Raw genomic sequence first — 19,208 nt, 5'->3', positions numbered from 1 at the left:
AAGGGTAGTTCTCTCTTGTTTAGCCGGCTTGGATGACCGGTTCAGGCGCCTGGAAAAACACCGGTAGACAGGTATCGATCTCCGCGGTCACAGATAATGGCCACGATCACCGCGTTTTCAACCTCACGGGACAATTTGAGGGCAGCGGCAATGGAGCCACCAGACGACACACCACAGAAAATACCTTCTTTGGCGGCCAGCGCCCTCATGGTGTCTTCTGCTTCTTTCTGGCCAATGTCCAGCACCTGGTCTACCCGGGCAGCGTCGTAGATAGACGGCAGGTAAGCCTCGGGCCAGCGGCGGATACCGGGGATGGATGCGCCATCTTCCGGCTGCAACCCGATAATCTGAATGTCGGGATTACGTTCTTTCAGGTAACGGGACACCCCCATAATGGTGCCGGTAGTACCCATAGAGCTGACAAAGTGAGTGACTTTGCCCTGGGTCTGCTCCCAGATTTCGGGGCCGGTAGTGCGGTAATGGGCCAGCGGGTTATCCGGGTTGCTGAACTGATCCAGCACTTTACCCTTGCCTTCCGACTCCATCCGCGCAGCCAGATCCCGGGCACCCTCCATGCCCTCTTCCTTGCTGACGGTAACAATCTCCGCACCGTATGCCCGCATGGAAGCGCGGCGTTCCTCACTCATGTGAGCCGGCATGATCAGCACCATCCTGTAACCCTTGATCGCCGCAGCCATCGCCAGGGCGATGCCGGTGTTTCCGGAAGTCGCTTCAATCAGGGTATCGCCTGGCTTGATTTCACCACGGCGTTCGGCTTCCTGAATCATGCTGATGGCAGGCCGGTCCTTCACCGAGCCCGCCGGGTTATTGCCTTCCAGCTTGGCCAAAATGACATTGGAGGTTTCCCCCGGCAGACGCTGCAAACGAACCAGAGGGGTATGCCCTACATAATCTTCAATGGTCGGGAAAATCATAGCGAAACCCTGTGATACACTTTTGGGTTCGAATCATACGCTTTATGGCCGCATTGTCCCAATACAGCTTGTCGCTATATCCATGACCCGCGGCTATAACTGTTTGTTCCCGGAACCTTTACCACAGTTTTCGGGAATCAGATCAACTATGCTCATAACACAGGGAAGTGCCGGTTCCGGGAAAGATCGGCCCGGCCAGGCTCAGGAAACTAGCAGGAACATATCTATGCGGCGCTGGGGCATTCGCAAAAAAGTATTGGTGGTAACGCTGGTTCCCACCTTGTTGACCACATTGTTACTGGGGCTGTTTTTCACCTACAGCTGGGTCAACAACATCGAGAACCTGCTGAGGGATCGGGGTGAATCCCTGTCCCGCCAACTCGCTGCCGGCTCCGAGTATGGCCTGTTCACCGCCAACCGCAGCCTGCTGAGCAGCTTGTCCAACGCCCTCCTGGAAGAGCAGGATGTCCGCTCGATCACCTTCTTCTCGCCAGACGGCCGCCGCCTGCTCCATACCGGCCCGGGTGGCGCCGATGCCATCGACGAATCCTCCCTGAAGCCGGACCTGGCGGTAAAGATTACCCGGGACAGCAGCACCCGGTTTGTCACCCCGGTTTATCTACAGGATCTGATGATCGAGACCATGCTCGACCCGGATGTCCGGCAGTCGGCCACCCGGCTACAGGAACCCCTGGGCTGGGTTGCGGTGGAGATGTCCCATGTCCGCACTGAAAAGGAAACCTACAAAGCACTACTGATTTCGCTGCTTCTGGTGATTGGCGGGGTACTGCTCAGCATGGCCATAGCCCTGCGCCTGAGCCGGGCCTTTACCGACCCGGTGTTCCAGCTCAATGAAGCAGTAGCCAGGCTCAAGGAAGGCAAGCTCGACACCCGCGTCTACACCGGTGCTGGCCCAGAGTTCGAACAACTGGAATCCGGCCTGAATGACATGGCCTCCGAGCTCAGCAAGGCCCAGGCGGAAATGCAGCAGAACATCGACCAGGCCACGGAAGACCTCCGGGAAACGCTGGAAACCATTGAAATCCAGAATATCGAACTGGATTTCGCCCGCAAGGAAGCCCTGGAGGCCAGCCGGATCAAATCCGAGTTCCTGGCCAACATGTCCCATGAAATCCGCACGCCGCTGAATGGCATCATCGGCTTTACCGAGTTGCTGCTGAAAAGCCCCCTGCCTCGCCAGCAACGGGACCACCTGAACACCATCCGGAAATCGTCCGAGATTCTGCTGACGATCATTAACGACATTCTGGATTTCTCCAAGATCGAGGCCGGCAAGCTGATTCTCGACCGGGTACCATTCCAGCTCAGGGATATCGTGGAAGAGGTGATGGTGATGCTGGCACCGGCGGCCCACGCCAAGAACCTGGACCTGGTGCAGCTGGTCTATAACGACGTACCGGACAACATCATGGGTGACCCGCTGCGGGTGAAGCAGGTCATCACCAACCTGGTCAATAACGCCATCAAATTCACCCAGACCGGTGAAGTGGTGCTGCGGGCCAGCCTGGAAGACGAAACACCCGACAGCAATCGGGTAACCCTGCGCCTGAGCATTACCGACTCTGGCGTGGGCCTGTCCCGGGCCCAGCAGCAGTCGTTGTTTAATGCCTTCAGCCAGGCCGACGCCTCAACAGCCAGGCAGTACGGCGGCACCGGGCTGGGGCTGGCCATTTCCAAGCGGCTGGTGGAAGAGATGGGCGGCAAGATTGGCCTGGAAAGCGAGCTCGGCAAGGGCTCCACCTTCTGGTTCACCCTCACGCCGGAACTGTCTGCCGCCGCCGACACCAGCGCGCCGAAAGACGCCCTGCGCGGCGAGCGGATTATCTACCTCGAACAACAGAAAACCACCGGTCTCGCCGTTGAACACCTGTTACGGGACTGGGGTATGACCGTACAACGGGTAGCGTCGCCGGCTGCCCTAATAGAGCATGTGGAGGAAGCCCAGCGCAAGCAGGAGGGCTACGCCGCCGCCATCATCGGCATTACCCGCCACCTGCTGAACTCCAGCCAGTACTGCAACATGGTGCGCTCGCTGGAAGTGGAGCGGGATTGCCGGACACTGCTGCTGACCCCGACCCTGGAAACCCATGACACGCCGCTGTCCGGACTGTCCAGCGGGCACCTGACCAAGCCGGTCTGCCGGGATGCGTTCTACGACGAGCTGCTGCTGTTGATCCACGGTATCCAGGCCAGTAACCGGGGAGCAGGAGAAGCGTCCCTGCCACTGAGAAGCAACGGCCCCTCAAAAGTTCCTCGTGTACTGGCCGTGGACGACAATGACGCCAACCTGAAACTGGTGATGACCTTGCTGCAGGACTGCCGGCTTGAAGCAGAGGGCGCCTCAAGCGGCTTCGAGGCGCTGACCAAGGCCCGGCAGAAGCCCTTTGACCTGGTGTTCATGGACCTGCAAATGCCTGGCATGGATGGTGTGGAAACCACCGCCCGAATCCGGGATCTGGATACCGGCTCTCACCATACCCCGATCATCGCCCTGACCGCCCATGCCCTGGCCGATGAACAGGAAAGACTGACTCAGCAAGGCTTCGACGGTTACATGCCAAAACCGATCAGCAGCACCCAGCTGGTCCAGTTGATTCGTGAATACACGGGTTACGATTGCAAGAGCAGCAACGACAGTTTCAAAATCTCGGAAGTCCGGGACACCCGCCGCACCCTGAGACCATCGAACCGTCGAATGCAGCAGGATTGCGTCAGTGTTGATGAAAGCATTCAGCTGGCCGCTGGCAAGGCCGATCTGGCAGAGGAACTGTTCAGCATGTTGCTGGAACAGCTGCACACGGACATCGGGCGGGTAACCGAGCTGTGGAACAACAATGAGACTGACGAGCTGCTTGAATGCGTACACAAGCTCCACGGCGCAACCCGTTACTGCGGCGTACCGGAGCTGAGAACCGCCGCCAACCGGTTTGAGACCGCCCTGAAATGCCAGGCACCGGATATGGAGCTACAGAAGGACCAACTGCTGGCAGCCATGGACCGGCTGCAGGTCTGGAGTGAACAAACCGACTGGCAGCAGCTGTTCAGGGAGCAGCAGCGCCAGCCAGAGACCACCTGAGACAGGTTCAGGGCCGGGCGCGTTCAAGAATGGCGCGCATCTCCCGAACCGCCTCTTTCAGGCCGGTGAACACCGCCCTGGCCACAATGGCGTGGCCGATGTTCAATTCGTTAATGCCGGGAATCGCCGCCACCCGCTCGGTGTTGTGATAATGCAGGCCGTGGCCGGCGTTCACAATCAGCCCTTTTTTGCGGGCATAGGTTACGGCATCGGCCAGCTGTTTGAACGCTTTTTCCCGAACAGCCGGGTCCTGTGCTTCTGCGTATTCGCCGGTGTGCAGCTCGACAACCGGCGCACCACAGCGCACAGCGGCGTCTATCTGCACTGGGTCCGGGTCAATGAACAGTGACACTTCGGCCCCAATCTTTGCCAGCCGGTCGCAGGCCTTGGCCACACGCTCTTCCTGACCGTCGACATCCAGCCCACCCTCGGTGGTCAATTCTTCGCGTTTCTCAGGCACCAGGCAGACACACTCCGGCCGCACCTGTTCGGCAAAGGCCAGCATGGCATCGGTGACCGCCATTTCCAGGTTCATCTTGGTCTGCAGGATTTCCCTCAGCAGCAGTACGTCTCTGTCCTGGATGTGCCGGCGGTCTTCCCGGGGGTGAATGGTAATGCCATCGGCCCCCGCTTCCTCGGCCACCAGTGCCGCCTGAACCGGGTCTGGGTAGCGGGTGCCCCGGGCCTGGCGTAATGTAGCTACATGGTCAATATTCACACCGAGCAACACTCTGGAATTCATGGGGTTCTCCCTGATGATGAAACTGAATGGCTGAACAGGTTGCGGCTGTGCAAAGGTTTACCCTGCAACAGATAATCCACCAGAACGCGCATGACCCGCTTGGCTGCCCTGCGCGGCACCTCACCGGTGAAGTCGCCACCGGCCAGGGCCAGTAACGCCTCGCCCGGGATCTGCTGCAGGCGAACCCCGGTGGCAGCAGCAGACACAATACCCTGAACCGGATCATAACCGTAGTAACCACCAGCCTCCACTGGCAAGCCGGTATCGGTGGCTTCATCCCAGGCAAAGTCATACCCGAGGGCGCCTGCAAACGCCCGCTCAAAGTGCCGCAAGATCGGCTCCACATCGGTCTTGACCGCCAGTGACCCGAGAGCCTGCAGGCTTTCTATGTAACTGGCAAACAGGGTGGGATGAGGGTCTGCCGGTGGCAGAATGCGCTGCAGCAATTCGTTGATGTAGAGGCCGCTGTACAAAGCACGGGTTTGCGAGAGCAGCGGTGCTGATCGGACTTCAAGCTGCACCAGTGTTTTCAGGTCACTTTTGCCGGTCCAGTCTACCAACAATGGTTGGAAGGGCTGCAACTGGGCTTTGAGGGGACTTTTAGCGCTGTTGGCGCCGCGCGCCACCAGGCTCATACGGCCATGGTTCAGGGTAAACAGATCCACCAGCAAGGCGGTTTCCCGCCAGGGGCGCCGGTGAATCACATAAGCGGGCTCCTGCTGCACCGCTCCCTTCATAACGGCCTCAGAAATCGCTCATGCCAAGGCTTTTCAATGCCCGGTCGCTGTCTGCCCAGCCGCGCTTTACCTTCACCCATAAACGTAACATAACCTTGGAGCCAAACATGCGCTCCATATCCACACGGGCTTCCTGACCAATGCGGCGCAGGCGCTCGCCCTTGTCACCGATAATGATCTTCTTCTGGCCTTCCCGTTCCACCAGAATCAAGGCCGAGACATGCAGGGTTTTACCCTCGTGCTTGAACTCCTCGATCTCCACTGCCACGGAATACGGCAATTCCGCGCCCAGCTGGCGGGTAATTTTTTCCCGCACCATCTCCGACGCCATGAAGCGCTCGCTGCGATCCGTAATCTGGTCATCGGGGTAAAAGTGCACACTCTGGGGCAGGAAACGTCCCACAGCGTCCTGCAAAGGCTGGAGGTTGGTTTCTTTGAGCGCCGACAACGGGATAATTTCGGCGAATTCCCGCTTTTTGGACAGTGCCTCAAGGTGCGGCAGCAGCTTGTCCCGGTTCTCAACCTTGTCCACCTTGTTAACCGCGAGGATAACCGGGCATGTCAACCGCGACAGTTTCTCCAGCACCATGTCATCGGCGGTGGTCCACGCCAGCTGGTCCACCACGAACACCACCACGTCTACATCAATCAGCGCCGAAGAGGCCGCTTTGTTCATATAACGGTTCAGCGCACGGGGCTCGTCTTCGTGCATGCCGGGGGTGTCCACATAGATGGCCTGCACCGGTCCGTCTGTCTTGATACCCAGCACCTGGTGTCGGGTGGTCTGGGGTTTGCGGGAGGTGATACTCAGTTTCTGCCCCAGGATATGGTTCAGAAGCGTGGACTTGCCCACGTTCGGCCGGCCAACAATAGCCACGAAGCCGCAACGGCTGTCCGGATCTTCTGGGCGGGTAATATCGTTCATCAGGAGTTCTCCACGCCCAATTGCTTGAGGGCATTACGGGCAGCCTGCTGCTCTGCGATGCGGCGACTGCTGCCGGTGCCACTGGTCTTTCGGTCCAGCGAGGGCAAGGCACAGGAGACGTGGAACGTCTGCTCATGGGCTTCACCATCCACTGAAATCACTTCATAACGGGGCAGCGGGAACTGCCGGGATTGCAGGTATTCCTGCAACCGGGTTTTCGGATCTTTCTGGGTGTCCTGAATATCCAGATTGGCCAGGCGATGCTCGAACCAGCGCAGTACCTGCTCGCGGCAGGTATGAAAATCGCTGTCCAGATAGATGGCACCAATAATGGACTCCACCGCATCTGCCAGAATCGACTCGCGCCGATATCCTCCACTTTTGAGTTCTCCCGAGCCCAGCCGGAGATACTGCCCCAGCTGGAACTCGCGACCGATCTCGGCGAGCGTCACGCCTTTGACCATCCGCGCCCGGAGCCGGCTCAACTGGCCTTCCCGGGCTTTCTCGAAGTGCAGATACAAGTGCTCTGCAATGACCATATTAACGATGGAATCCCCAAGGAACTCCAGGCGCTCATTGTTCTGGTTCCCGTAACTTCTGTGGGTCAGGGCCAACAGCAACCGCTCGGGTTCCTTGAAGATGTATCCGATACGACGCTGTAATTGATCCAGATCTGGTTGTGAACTCACTGTCCCTTTAACTCATACTCGTGCTGGAAATGAACGATGGTGTCCACGTTTCCGAATAGGTGGTTGCGAACCTCGTAGTCCACCTTGATGACCACGAACTCGCCATTTTTCTCAACGCTGATCTGCTTGGCGTCAAAACCTCTAATGTTATTGACGCTCAACCGCCGGTTGATCAGGTTGCGCACTTCCGCCGGCCCCATACGCGACAAACCCTCGGTGCCATCAAGGCCTTCCAGTGCTTCCTGAATGGTAAAATCGTCCAGATAAGCGGGGCCAATTTTCAGCCCCAGGGCCAGCAGACTGCCAAAAAACAGCGCCACAATCAGCATGGTCAGAGCGCTGCCGCCCTGCTGCTGCAATCCGACGGGATTATTCTTTTTCATCATGTTTGTCTCCGGCACAACGGGGTTAGTCTATGCTACCCACTCGGTCAAAAGATGGCAGACTTGTCAGCGATTTCCAGTGCATCCAGATGGCGAACGCCTTCCCGACCACAAGTTCATCAGGAACAGTGCCCCAGAACCGGCTGTCGTTACTGTTGTCCCGGTTATCCCCCATGACAAAGTAGTGGCCCTCAGGCACCAGCCATTCACCTTCCCCGTTGCCGGCAACCCGGCCCAGGGTCAGATACACATCGTGCTCCACACCGCCCACTTCCTCACGCCAGCGCTCCATGGGCGGAAGCCGGGCCACAAACTCCCTGGCCACCGGTTCATCATTGATAAACAGCTGTTTATCGCGATAGCGCACCCGGTCACCCGGCAAACCAATCACTCGCTTGATGTAGTTGGTGGCGCCATCCTCCGGATAACGAAACACCATAACATCACCACGCTCGGGATCACCTATTGACACCACCTTGGTGCCGGCCACTGGCAGCCGAAGCCCATAGGCGTACTTGTTTACCAGAATAAAGTCACCAACCTCGAGGGTCGGCAGCATCGAACCGGAGGGAATCTGAAAGGGTTCTACCAGAAACGAACGAAGCACCAGAACAATGGCCAGCACCGGGAAGAACGATCGGCTCAGGTCGACCAACCAGGGTTCACTGGTCTCGGCAGCTTCATCAGACGTGGCACCGCCAACGTCTGGGCCGGCTGCCTGGCGCCGTTTGCTGAAAAACACTTTATCCGCCAGCCAGATCAATCCGGTCGCGAAGGTCAGAACCACCAGTACCAGCGGAAAATCAATATCCATCCGGGAGCCTTAGTTTTAGTTATCCACTTTCAATACAGCAAGAAACGCTTCCTGAGGCACCTCGACATTGCCCAGTTGCTTCATACGTTTTTTACCTTCTTTCTGCTTCTGAAGCAGTTTCTTCTTCCGGCTGACGTCCCCACCGTAACACTTGGCGGTAACGTTCTTGCGCAATGCCTTGACCGTAACCCGTGACACCACCTGGGTTCCGATTGCCGCCTGGATGGCGATATCAAACATCTGCCTGGGAATCAGCTCTTTCATCTTCTCGATCAGCTGGCGTCCCTTGCGATGCGCCAGATCCCGATGAACGATCAGAGCCAGGGCGTCGACCCGTTCACCGTTAATCAACACGTCCAGTCGAACCAGATTGGCCTGCTGGAACCGCACAAAGTGGTAATCCAGAGAAGCGAAACCACGACTGGCTGATTTGATCCGATCGAAGAAATCCATCACCACTTCCGCCATCGGCAACTCGTAGGTGAGCTGAACCTGGGTGGACATAAAGTGCATGTTCTTCTGAACACCCCGCTTCTCTTCACACAGGGCAATAACGTTACCCAGGTGTTCCTGGGGCACCAGGATATTCGCCTCGACAATGGGCTCACGCATTTCCTCAATAGAGCCAATATCCGGAAGCCGCGAGGGGTTGTCCACCGACAGGGTCTCACCCTGTTTGGTAATGACTTCATAGATTACCGTGGGCGCCGTGGTAATCAGATCGATATCGTACTCACGCTCCAGTCGCTCCTGGATAATTTCCATGTGCAGCATGCCCAGGAAACCACAGCGGAACCCGAAACCGAGGGCGTCAGAATTCTCTGGCTCAAAAAACAGGGAGGCGTCGTTCAGCGTCAGCTTTTCCAGGGCATCCCGGAAGTCGTCATAATCGTCAGCGCTGACCGGGAACAGGCCCGCGTAAACCTGCGGCTGAACCTTCTTGAAGCCCGGCAGCATCGGAGTTTCGTCGGCGAACTTCTGATGCACGATGGTATCGCCCACCGGCGCGCCGTGAATATCCTTGATACCCGCCACCACAAAGCCTACGTCACCGGCTTCCAGAACATCGGTGTCTGTGGGTTTCGGATTAAAGATACCCACCTTATCTGCATTCCAGGCTTTTCTGGTGGATTTGATGACAATCTTGTCGCCTTTGCGCAGAACGCCCTCGGTCACCCGAACCAGGGATACCACGCCCAGATAGTTATCGAACCAGGAATCGATAATCAGCGCCTGCAGAGGCGCACTGCGGTCACCCTTCGGTGGCGGAATCTTCTTGATCAGATCCTCAAGTACATCTTCCACGCCCAGACCACTCTTGGCACTGCAGCGTACAGCATCGGCGGCTTCAATGCCGATGATGTCCTCAATTTCCGCCGCCACCCGCTCCGGCTCCGCCTGGGGTAGGTCCATCTTGTTCAGTACCGGCACCACCTCAAGCCCCTGCTCAATGGCGGTATAACAATTGGCTACCGACTGGGCTTCCACACCCTGGCCTGCATCTACCACCAGAAGCGCACCTTCACAGGCGTAGAGGGAACGGGATACCTCATAGGAAAAATCCACGTGGCCGGGGGTGTCGATGAAATTCAACTTGTAGGTTTCACCGTCTCTGGCGGTGTAGTTGAGCGTTACGCTCTGGGCCTTGATGGTAATGCCCCGTTCCCGCTCCAGGTCCATGGAGTCAAGCACTTGTTCGGCCATTTCGCGGTCCGTCAGGCCACCGCATATCTGGATAAAACGATCCGCCAGTGTGGATTTACCGTGGTCAATGTGGGCAATAATGGAAAAGTTACGGATTCGGCTCAGTTCAGTCACAGACAATGATTACTCATATAAGACGTAGGGTTGAGCCCGGAATGGCCGCTACCGGGTCCGGGAACGGCGTGATTTTACCGGTTACCGGCCGCTATTGCCATGATCAGGAAATAAGCGGCTTCTCGTACTGCCGGATCAGGAACCCAATCAACGCGTCTTCGTCCAGCGGGTAGCTGAACAGATTGCCCTGGCACTGGGCGCAACCGGCGGATTTCAGGAAAGTCAGCTGCTGCAGAGTTTCCACGCCCTCGGCTACCACGGTCAGGTGCAGCTTCTTCGCCAGCGCAATCACCGCAGACGCCACATCGGTGGCACTGACATTGTAGGGGATGTCCCGGATGAACCGATGATCAATCTTGATGACATCCAGCGGCAGTTGCTGCAGTGCCACCAGGGAGCAGGACCCAGTCCCGAAATCATCCAATATCAGGCAAACCCCCAGGTCATTCAGTGACACCAGCAGTTCACGCAGCATGCGAGGGTCTTCGTTCAACAACTCTGCCGGCATTTCCAGCTCCAGGCGCTCCGGCGACACGCCGGTTTCCGTAATGACCTGACGAATCATGTCCAGGAAACCGGAATCGGTCAGCTGTCGCACCGACAGGTTCACCGCCATCTTCAGGGATTCAAAGCCGGCCCGTTCCAGGGCCTGCACCTGAATACACGCTTGCCGCAGGGCGAGCTCGCCCAGCCGGACGATCAGGCCGGTCTCTTCCGCCAGGTTGATGAACTGCTGCGCCGAAACCAGTCCCTTTTCCGGGTGGTGCCAACGCAGGAACGCTTCCACGCCAATCACCCGCTGGCTGACGAGGTCGATCTTTGGCTGATAATGCAGAACAAACCGGTCGCCATCCAGGGCCGTGGCCAGCTCTTCCTGCTGCAACAGGCGCCGGGCGGCCTTGATATTCATGGCAGGGGTGAAGAACTGGTAGGTATTGCGACCCAGCTCCTTGGCCCGGTACATGGCCAGATCGGCGTATTTCATCAGGGTGCCGGCATCCTCGCTATCATGCGGAATCATGGTGATGCCAATACTCACGGTGATGCCCACTTCGTGGTCGTTCAGGCGTATTCGCTGACACAGGCGGCGGAGTATGGACTCTGCCACCTTGCCGGCGGCATCCGGGCCGCTGATCTGGGACAACAGCACCACAAATTCATCCCCCCCGAGGCGGGCCACCGAGTCTTCCTCACGCACACAGCCTTCCAGCCACAGTGCCACCTGTTTCAGCAGCTCGTCCCCGGCGTCGTGCCCCAGAGTGTCGTTAATACGCTTGAAACCATCGAGATCCAGGAACATCAGCGCCGCCGGTTCACCACTGCGGCGACTCCGACGTACCACGTGGTTCAGACGGTCCCTGAACAACTGACGGTTTGCCAGCCCGGTGAGCGGATCGTAGAACGCCAGGCGATGCAACTCGGATTGGGCTGCCTTGAGCTGGGTCAGGTCCCGCAGGCTCAGTACCACACCATTAACACCAGGCACCGACAACATGGCGGTATAGGTGCCCTCCATGTCACGCCACTGGCCCTCAGCATCCCGGATACGCGCCCGGACGACCGGCATCTGTTTGCCCGGCGCGCGCATGGATTCAGCAAAACCGCGTTGCAGCAGGGGAAGGTCGTCCGGATGCACCTGGGCTTCCAGCTGCATGGAATGGACCTTGTCGGGGTCGAAGCCCAGGATGTCCCGGCTGGACGGACTGGCATAAAGCGGCTCGCCACCGCGATCCATCACCAGCGTGACATTGGCAGCTCCTTCGGTAATGGCCCGGTAACGGCCAGCGCTGATCTGAGCGATCAGGCGGGATCGGATCAGCGCCAATACGAACAGGCACAATAAAGCACTGATGGCCAACCCAGACCCCAGCACAATCGGTGGGCGAGGGTCTGCCGCCAGAAAGTCGAAGGCAGGTGTTGAACGGGTTTGCAACAGCCAGTCCCGGCCACCGTGGGAGATGGTCTGGCTCATTTCAAAACTGAATTCGTTATCCAGGGACCCCAGGTTGGATCCATACATCAAGGTGTCCCGGGCCACCACGCCACTGTCGTAGATCCGCACGTCAAGAAAGGGAGAGATAAGGCCGACAATGCCATCAATCAGGTTGTTCATCCGGAAAGCACTGAACACATAACCAGACAGCATCATCCGCCGCTCTGCGCGAATGTCCGGAATTTCTCCGCCCTGGTATACCGGGTAGTACATCAGGAAGCCGGCCTGATCTTCCGCCAGCGACTCCTGAACCAGAACCACCTTACCCGTCACGGTAGGTACGGCATCATCCCGTGCCTTTTCCATTGCTACCCGGTGGATGGGATCACTGAAGGCATCGTAACCCAGCGCCCTGCGGTTGCGATCTGTGCCCGGTTCCAGGTACACCATGGGGTAATAGAACGGGCCTGTGCCGAGCGGCTTGACCAGATAGTTATAGACACCTTCGGCCCGCACCGAAGCGATATGATCGGCCATATCCCGAACCCCAATCCGCTGCACAAACCCGATACCCTGAATACCCGGGTAGTAACGGTCGATATCCACTTTCTCGACATACTCCCGCCACTGATCCCGGGTTACCTCCCCGGCTACCGAGAACAGACCGGAACTGCCTGCCAGCACCTGCTCATAATTGAGCAGCCGCTCTTCAATAGCGCTTTTCAGCTGCAGAGACTGGGTTCGAAAGTGGGCCTCGGTGCGGTCTTCCACAAGGCGTATTGACACCTGCCAGAGAAGCAGGGTGGTAGCAACGGCAACAAAGAACACAAGCCAGGCTATCCAGGCGTGGCGTAATTGCAGAAGCTGTCGGAGGGGAAGTTCCTTGCTGGTCATCATCGTTTACGGTCCGTTCCATGACCCCATTTATTATCAGTTCGGGCGATTATAGCAAAAGCCCCCGGGCCTGTCGTCAAAGACACCGGGGGCTTGCCGAACGCTGGTTTTCTATGGTGTCAGGGCTTCATCACCAGATAGATAGCGCGGCCCTGGCGTACGATTCTGACCGAAACCGCCCGGTTTGACGGCAGCTTCCGGGTGGCCTTTCGGAAATCCTCCACTGAGCGAACCTGCTCGCGATTGATCTCGGTGATGATGTCCCGGGAACGAATCCCGGCCTCGGCTGCCGGCCCCTGGCCTACCCGGGTCACCAGCACACCACCTTGAACACCGGCCGCACTGGCCTGCTCCGGCGTCAGGGATTCAACCGCCAGGCCCAGCGGGTCCTGTGACGGGGCATTGCTTTCACCAACCACCGGGTCTGAGTTGTCATCGCCGTCTTCCGGCAGGCGGCCGATGGTCACATCCAACTCAATTTCCCGGCCACCCCGCAGTACCGTCAACCGGGCAGATTCGCCCACCGGCGTCCGGCCCACCAACGGCGGCAGGTCTGATGACAACTGAACCGGCTCACTGTTGTATTCCAGAACGATATCTCCGGATTCCAGGCCGCCTTCCTCGGCCGGCGACCCTTGCATGACTTCCGCAATCAGCGCCCCCCTCGGGCGCTTCAGGCCAAACGATTCCGCCAGATCCCGGTTTACCTCCTGGATCAACACACCGAGCCAGCCCCGCGCAACGCTGCCCTTGTCCCGAATCTGGCTGAACACGTTCATCGCATCGTCAATAGGAATGGCGAAGGAAACCCCCATGAAACCGCCAGAGCGGGTATAGATCTGGGAGTTGATACCCACCACCTCACCGTCAAGATTGAACAGTGGTCCACCGGAGTTGCCGGGGTTGATAGCCACATCCGTCTGTATAAAGGGCACGTAGTTTTCGGAGGGCAGTGAACGGCCAAGGGCACTGACAATGCCTGCCGTAACCGTGTAATCAAAACCGAACGGAGAACCGATAGCAATCACCCATTCGCCCACCTTGAGGTCACGTGAACGCCCCACCTTGACCACGGGCAGATCTTCACCGTTCTCGATCTTCAGTACGGCCATGTCTGAACGGGGGTCGGTGCCAACAATGGTGGCCTGAAACTCACGGCGGTCGTTTAACCGTACGATGACCTCGTCAGCACCTTCCACTACATGGTTGTTGGTGAGTACATAACCGTCTGTTGACACAATGAAGCCAGAGCCCATGGAGCGCTGCGGCTGCTGGGAACGAGGCGACCCGCCGAACGGTGATTGCGGACCACGGAAGAATTCCTGCAGAAACGGAGGCAACTGCTCAAGCTGCCGCTCATCGAACGGAGAACCCTGAAATCGGGAGCCCTGGTTACGCGGTTCACTCGTGGTGCTGATATTCACCACCGCGCTGGAGTTCTCTTCAACCAATTCGGTAAAGTCCGGTAAGCCCCGCGCAGCGAGGGCTTGGCTCCAGAAAACTGAAACCATGACGGAAAGCATCAGTAGGGCCGCCCAGTAGTGTCCTGTGCTCCGGACCGGAGCAAGACTGGCAACCTCTGTGTTTGATCTCGGCATGTGGACCCCCGTGTTCTGCTTGTAAACTCGTGGTAATTCTGGGGCCGGAAACCCGTTTTTCAACTTACAAAACGGTAGGGTTCACAGACATGTCACGGAATGAGTGCTGTTCACCCTGATCAGCCGCGGCTGGTATTGATCACCACTCCGACGCTGCCATCGACGTACCCACCAGAATCCTGCCCCCAGCCCTGCAAGAGCGCCCAAGATGGCCGCAGTGTCAGTACTACCCAACCATCGATAACCGGCGATACTGGCCAGCACCATCAGCAGCAGCGGAGCACCGTACACAGCCAGGGATGCCGCGAGAAGTGACTGTTCATCGATACCGATCACTACTTCATCCCCTACCTTGGCACCCACGGTATTCTCCACCAGAACCTGATTTGCCCGCCCTCCGGACACCTTGGCCAACGCTCTCTGGCCGCAACCGGCCCTGGCGGAACAGCTCTCGCAGGCACTGGTACGGATGGTTTGCACCCAGACGCTATCGCCACTCAGGGCCACCACTTTGCCGGTCTCGGTGATCACAGCCCTGATAACTCCAGGGCCAGGGCGTCATCTATTTCAACGGCACCGGCCACTTTCCGGGCAGTCCGCGGGGGAATCTCGCCCACCACCGCAATCAGGAATGGTCTGTCGGCGACCAGGATCTCGCGCATGTATATGGTGGTTGCGCCCACCCGCGAGGCCCCGGTCGGCATCTTCAACTGACCAACCGGTTCGACAAACACCGAAAACGCCGCCAGCCCATCCGAGAAAGCAACGGCTTTGCCCTTGCCAGACCGCGGCGCGGCCGCCGGCACAAAGCCGTCGGGCCGCCAGTTGAGGGTCCAGCCGCTCATGCGGCCGACCACCGATTGCTGGGGGTCTCTGGTCGTCAGCGTGCGGGTTATTTCGCGCCCCTGGGTCTGTATTTCCAACTCCTCGTCGGCGATCTCATCGGTGATTTCGAGACTGGTAAACTGAAAGTGTTCCAGAACTTCCCCGTCACCGTCGCGCACCTGGCTCTTGACCAGCAAGCCGGTGTCTTTTTCCATCCACAACCGATGGCTGTATCGCTCGTCATCACGGGCGGTTAACGCAATGGTCACCACATCATAACCGGCAATGCGATCTTCACCCGCCAGCTCTGAGCGATACCATTGGCCAAAAGGCATCAGCTGACTGGTGAACGCCTCGGCAAACGGGCCGGAGGGAATCACCTCGTCAAGACTTACCCGACCACGGTCAGGGAGCACACAAACTACGTTCATGCCCTTACGGACAATCTCGCCACTACCGCCGTCCTGCATGACCAATCGCTCTTCCACCTGGCCGTCCCGATAACGGTGGGCAATCTTCATGGAATGGACCTGGTCTCCACGGGCATAGACGAAAACACCGCGGTAAGAAGTCATGTTCAAAGATGGCCCCAGGCGTTCAAGCCACGACATCGCATCTGCAGGATCTGCGGAATCGGGTTCGTTGCTTGCCTCGGCAATGACTCCGTGAAAAGGCAGCATCACCAACATTACGGCAAGCACACCGACGAACACGCTTCGGCTCAGGGACACCCGGTTGCTCACCCTCCACTTCATCGGCCGCTCCCCAACGTCAGTAGCCACTGCTGGCACTCACCAGCCGGGCATAACCAACAGAGCCCCGGCCTGCGCCAACACTGTTATGTTGGGCGTGTTCGAGCATGAACTGGCGCATCTGTTTAAGCTGTTCTTCGTCCAGGCGCTGCAAGGCAACTTCCTCTACCCTGGCAGACAAAGCCAGTGCATCCTCATCCGACAACCCGGTCACTGCCACAGCAGCGGCCGGCTCCTGGGTTTGCCCATCCCACCCGGCGCCGGCACCAAATCCGATGACCAGAGCCATAACGACCATCGCCGCCACCGGCCATCGCCAGTAGGAGCCTGCGGCAACCTGAGTTTTTAGCCTTGAAGGTTCAGGGCGTATGTGACCCTCAAGGGCCTCACGTACAGCCACCGCCACATCAACGCCCTCTTCAGGGCCATGACTTTCATGCATGAGGTCACGAACCTGCTGCCAGCGTTGCCACTGGTTTCTGACCTCATCCTGGTTACCATGAGACAACAGGCGACGGACCGATAGTTCATCGGCTTCGTCGTCCATCATCGCGGACAGGGTTTCTCGGAGACGCTCATCCATCGGATGCAACCTCATTTACGTCACTGAATGATTGAGCAAAGGACCCAAGTACCGATCCACTGCATCCCGGGCCCTGAATATCCGCGACCGAACGGTTCCGATCGGGCATTCCAGAATCCGGGCGATATCCTCATAACTCAGGCCATCATATTCCCTGAGTAGAAAAGCGGAACGAAGTTCCTCAGGCAGGCCAGCTATTGCTTCCGACAGTGCTTTTTGCAGCTGCTCCCGCTGCAACAGCCGCTCTGGAGAAGCGACATCCCGCAGCCGACCACCATCGTCAAAGTTCTCTGCGTCTGCTGAGTCCGCCGAGCCCTGCGGCCGGCGGCCACGGGCTTCCAGGTAGTTCTTGGCGGTGTTAACGGCAATCCGGTACAGCCAGGTGTAGAACGCGCTGTCGCCACGGAACCGCTCGACCGCCCGGAACGCTTTGACAAAGGTTTCCTGAGTCAGGTCCATTACTTCCTGGCTGTCGTAGACGTATCGACTGATGATGGAGGCCACCCGCGACTGATACTTGACCACAAGCAGATCAAAGGCCGCACGATCGCCATTGCGAACCTTGCGCACCAACTGCAGATCCGTCTGGCTGTCGGTCTGCTCACCCGGTTTCCAGTCGTTATCAGGAGTCATGGACGACGTAACAGAATGTCCTGTCTTGGTGGCCAACGGGTTGGCCTTGATAAGATTTGCTGCTTGTGTCATTCGGCTCTTCCGGCGTTCGATCATGAACCCATGGTCCTGGACAGCAACCGGCGGGCGGCTTATCCATCAGGCCAAATAGACAGCAAGCGTAAAGTTTAGTTCAATACACGTCCACATTATGGCCCGCGATAACGACTCAATGCCACAGTCCTTCGAATACGACGTTCTCATTATCGGCAGCGGCGCTGCCGGCCTGACCGTAGCACTCAACCTGCCGGAACACCTTCGCGTGTGCGTGGTCAGCAAGGCAGACATCAGCTCCGGCGCCACACTCTGGGCCCAGGGTGGCATAGCTGCAGTGCTTGATGATGCCGACTCCGTTGAGAACCATATCCTGGACACCCTTAACGCCGGCGGAGGCCTGTGCCATGAAGATGCCGTGCGCTTTACCGTGGAGCACAGCAAAGAGAGCATCCAGTGGCTGATTGATTCGGGGGTAAAGTTTACCCGCCAGGACGACAGCGAAGACTACCACCTCACCCGGGAAGGCGGCCACAGCCACCGGCGCATCATCCATGCCGCCGATGCCACCGGCCATGCGGTGTCGACCACACTCGCCAGCCAGGCCCAGACTCGCCCCAATATTGATCTTAAAGCGGGCCGGGTAGCAGTAGACCTGATCACCAACCGCAAACTCGCCCTGCCAGGCAACCGATGCGTAGGCGCTTACATACTGAACCTGGAAGATAACCACGTAGAACTGTTCCGCGCCCGGTTTACCGTGATTGCCACCGGCGGCGCCTCAAAGGCCTACCGCTACACCACCAATCCGGACGGTGCATCCGGCGACGGCATCGCCATGGCCTGGCGAGCCGGGTGCCGGGTGGCCAACATGGAATTCAACCAGTTTCATCCCACCTGCCTGTACCATCCCCACGCCAAATCGTTTCTGATTACCGAAGCGGTTCGTGGCGAAGGCGGCATGCTGAAGCTGCCAGACGGCAGCCGATTCATGGACCGGTTTGATAAACGTGCTGAACTGGCGCCCCGGGATATCGTTGCCCGGGCCATCGACCATGAAATGAAACGCCTGGGTGCCGACCATCTGTACCTGGACATCAGCCACAAACCCGCAGACTTCATCAAACACCACTTCCCCACCATTTATGAAAAGTGCCTGGCGTTTGGCATCGACATCACGCGGGAGCCCATTCCGGTGGTGCCGGCCGCCCACTACACCTGCGGCGGCATTGTCAGCGACGAACGGGCACGCACCGACATCAACCAGCTGTATGTGGTGGGCGAAGCGGCCTTTACCGGTCTGCACGGGGCCAATCGCATGGCCAGCAACTCCCTGCTGGAATGCCTGGTGTACGGCCGCGCTGCCGCCGCTGACATCGCCCGGCGGGAATCCGACATACCGGAGCCACCCGTCGCACCGGACTGGGATGAAAGCCAGGTACGGGACTCCGATGAAGACGTTGTGATTTCTCACAACTGGGACGAATTACGTCATTTCATGTGGGACTACGTGGGCATTGTGCGCACCACCAAACGCCTGCAGCGGGCCAAGCACCGGGTGGATCTGCTGTCCCGGGAGATCGGCGAGTTCTACAGCAATTACCGGGTCACCAATGACCTGATCGAGCTGCGTAACCTGGTGACGGTTTCCGACCTGATCATCTGCTCGGCCCTGCAGCGAAAGGAAAGCCGGGGCCTGCATTACACTCTGGACTACCCGGGCCTGCTGAACGATCCTCAAGACACGGTTCTGGTACCCACAACATATCGCACACCGTCTCCCTGACGGGCTGACTCCACTCTTTTTCAAGGCAACC

Annotated in this window: 16 protein-coding genes; 2 read left to right on the top strand and 14 right to left on the bottom strand. The window is 58.3% G+C overall.

Annotated elements, in window-relative coordinates; all coding sequences use genetic code 11:
• Positions 1-41: 41 nt before the first annotated feature.
• On the bottom strand, positions 42-935 hold the full coding sequence (gene cysM / locus ASQ50_RS16660) for a cysteine synthase CysM (protein ID WP_058091714.1): 894 nt from the start codon (positions 933-935) through the stop codon (positions 42-44).
• Positions 936-1,161: 226 nt separating this feature from the next.
• On the opposite strand from cysM, the gene ASQ50_RS16655 reads away from it, so the two are divergent.
• Positions 1,162-4,032 carry an ATP-binding protein gene (locus ASQ50_RS16655; RefSeq protein ID WP_058091715.1) on the top strand — a complete coding sequence of 957 codons (2,871 nt, stop codon included), beginning with the start codon at positions 1,162-1,164 and terminating at the stop codon, positions 4,030-4,032.
• Positions 4,033-4,039: 7 nt separating this feature from the next.
• Here the strand turns inward: ASQ50_RS16655 and pdxJ are convergent, their stop codons facing one another.
• The 13 genes from pdxJ to rpoE form a co-directional block, all read right to left on the bottom strand.
• Entirely contained in the window at positions 4,040-4,774 is a 735-nt protein-coding gene (pdxJ, locus tag ASQ50_RS16650) for a pyridoxine 5'-phosphate synthase (RefSeq protein WP_058091716.1), read from the bottom strand.
• Entirely contained in the window at positions 4,771-5,511 is a 741-nt protein-coding gene (gene recO / locus ASQ50_RS16645; protein ID WP_058091717.1) for a DNA repair protein RecO, read from the bottom strand. Before recO ends, pdxJ begins: the two co-directional genes overlap by 4 nt.
• A 7-nt stretch (positions 5,512-5,518) precedes the next feature.
• A complete protein-coding gene (gene era / locus ASQ50_RS16640) occupies positions 5,519-6,436 on the bottom strand; it encodes a GTPase Era (protein ID WP_058091718.1) in 918 nt (305 codons plus the stop codon).
• A complete protein-coding gene (gene rnc / locus ASQ50_RS16635) occupies positions 6,436-7,125 on the bottom strand; it encodes a ribonuclease III (protein WP_058091719.1) in 690 nt (229 codons plus the stop codon). Before rnc ends, era begins: the two co-directional genes overlap by 1 nt.
• Positions 7,122-7,508 carry a DUF4845 domain-containing protein gene (locus tag ASQ50_RS16630; RefSeq protein ID WP_058091741.1) on the bottom strand — a complete coding sequence of 129 codons (387 nt, stop codon included), beginning with the start codon at positions 7,506-7,508 and terminating at the stop codon, positions 7,122-7,124. Before ASQ50_RS16630 ends, rnc begins: the two co-directional genes overlap by 4 nt.
• 25 nt (positions 7,509-7,533) lie before the next feature.
• The gene (gene lepB, locus ASQ50_RS16625; RefSeq protein ID WP_058091720.1) at positions 7,534-8,322 is read right to left on the bottom strand and encodes a signal peptidase I; all 789 of its coding nucleotides are present in this window, start codon (positions 8,320-8,322) and stop codon (positions 7,534-7,536) included.
• A gap of 15 nt (positions 8,323-8,337) precedes the next feature.
• Positions 8,338-10,140 carry a translation elongation factor 4 gene (gene lepA / locus ASQ50_RS16620; protein WP_058091742.1) on the bottom strand — a complete coding sequence of 601 codons (1,803 nt, stop codon included), beginning with the start codon at positions 10,138-10,140 and terminating at the stop codon, positions 8,338-8,340.
• 103 nt (positions 10,141-10,243) lie between these two features.
• Entirely contained in the window at positions 10,244-12,970 is a 2,727-nt protein-coding gene (locus ASQ50_RS16615) for an EAL domain-containing protein (protein WP_058091721.1), read from the bottom strand.
• A gap of 116 nt (positions 12,971-13,086) precedes the next feature.
• Positions 13,087-14,565, bottom strand: a complete 1,479-nt coding sequence (locus ASQ50_RS16610; protein WP_058091722.1) for a DegQ family serine endoprotease — start codon at positions 14,563-14,565, stop codon at positions 13,087-13,089.
• 81 nt (positions 14,566-14,646) lie between these two features.
• On the bottom strand, positions 14,647-15,096 hold the full coding sequence (locus tag ASQ50_RS16605) for a SoxR reducing system RseC family protein (RefSeq protein WP_058091723.1): 450 nt from the start codon (positions 15,094-15,096) through the stop codon (positions 14,647-14,649).
• Positions 15,093-16,145, bottom strand: coding sequence for a MucB/RseB C-terminal domain-containing protein (locus tag ASQ50_RS16600; RefSeq protein WP_058091724.1), 1,053 nt, complete (start codon positions 16,143-16,145; stop codon positions 15,093-15,095). Before ASQ50_RS16600 ends, ASQ50_RS16605 begins: the two co-directional genes overlap by 4 nt.
• A 16-nt stretch (positions 16,146-16,161) precedes the next feature.
• Complete coding sequence (locus ASQ50_RS16595) at positions 16,162-16,725, bottom strand: sigma-E factor negative regulatory protein (protein ID WP_058091725.1); 564 nt, start codon at positions 16,723-16,725, stop codon at positions 16,162-16,164.
• A 15-nt stretch (positions 16,726-16,740) separates the two neighbouring features.
• The gene (rpoE, locus tag ASQ50_RS16590; protein ID WP_058091726.1) at positions 16,741-17,430 is read right to left on the bottom strand and encodes an RNA polymerase sigma factor RpoE; all 690 of its coding nucleotides are present in this window, start codon (positions 17,428-17,430) and stop codon (positions 16,741-16,743) included.
• A 139-nt stretch (positions 17,431-17,569) separates the two neighbouring features.
• Between rpoE and nadB the strand changes: the two genes are divergently transcribed.
• A complete protein-coding gene (nadB, locus tag ASQ50_RS16585; protein ID WP_197492698.1) occupies positions 17,570-19,177 on the top strand; it encodes an L-aspartate oxidase in 1,608 nt (535 codons plus the stop codon).
• Positions 19,178-19,208: the final 31 nt, after the last annotated feature.

The sequence above is a fragment of the Marinobacter sp. LQ44 genome, from assembly GCF_001447155.2.
GTDB lineage: Bacteria > Pseudomonadota > Gammaproteobacteria > Pseudomonadales > Oleiphilaceae > Marinobacter.
The sequence above is the reverse complement of the archived record's forward strand: the minus strand, read 5'-3'. Positions and strand labels throughout refer to the sequence as shown.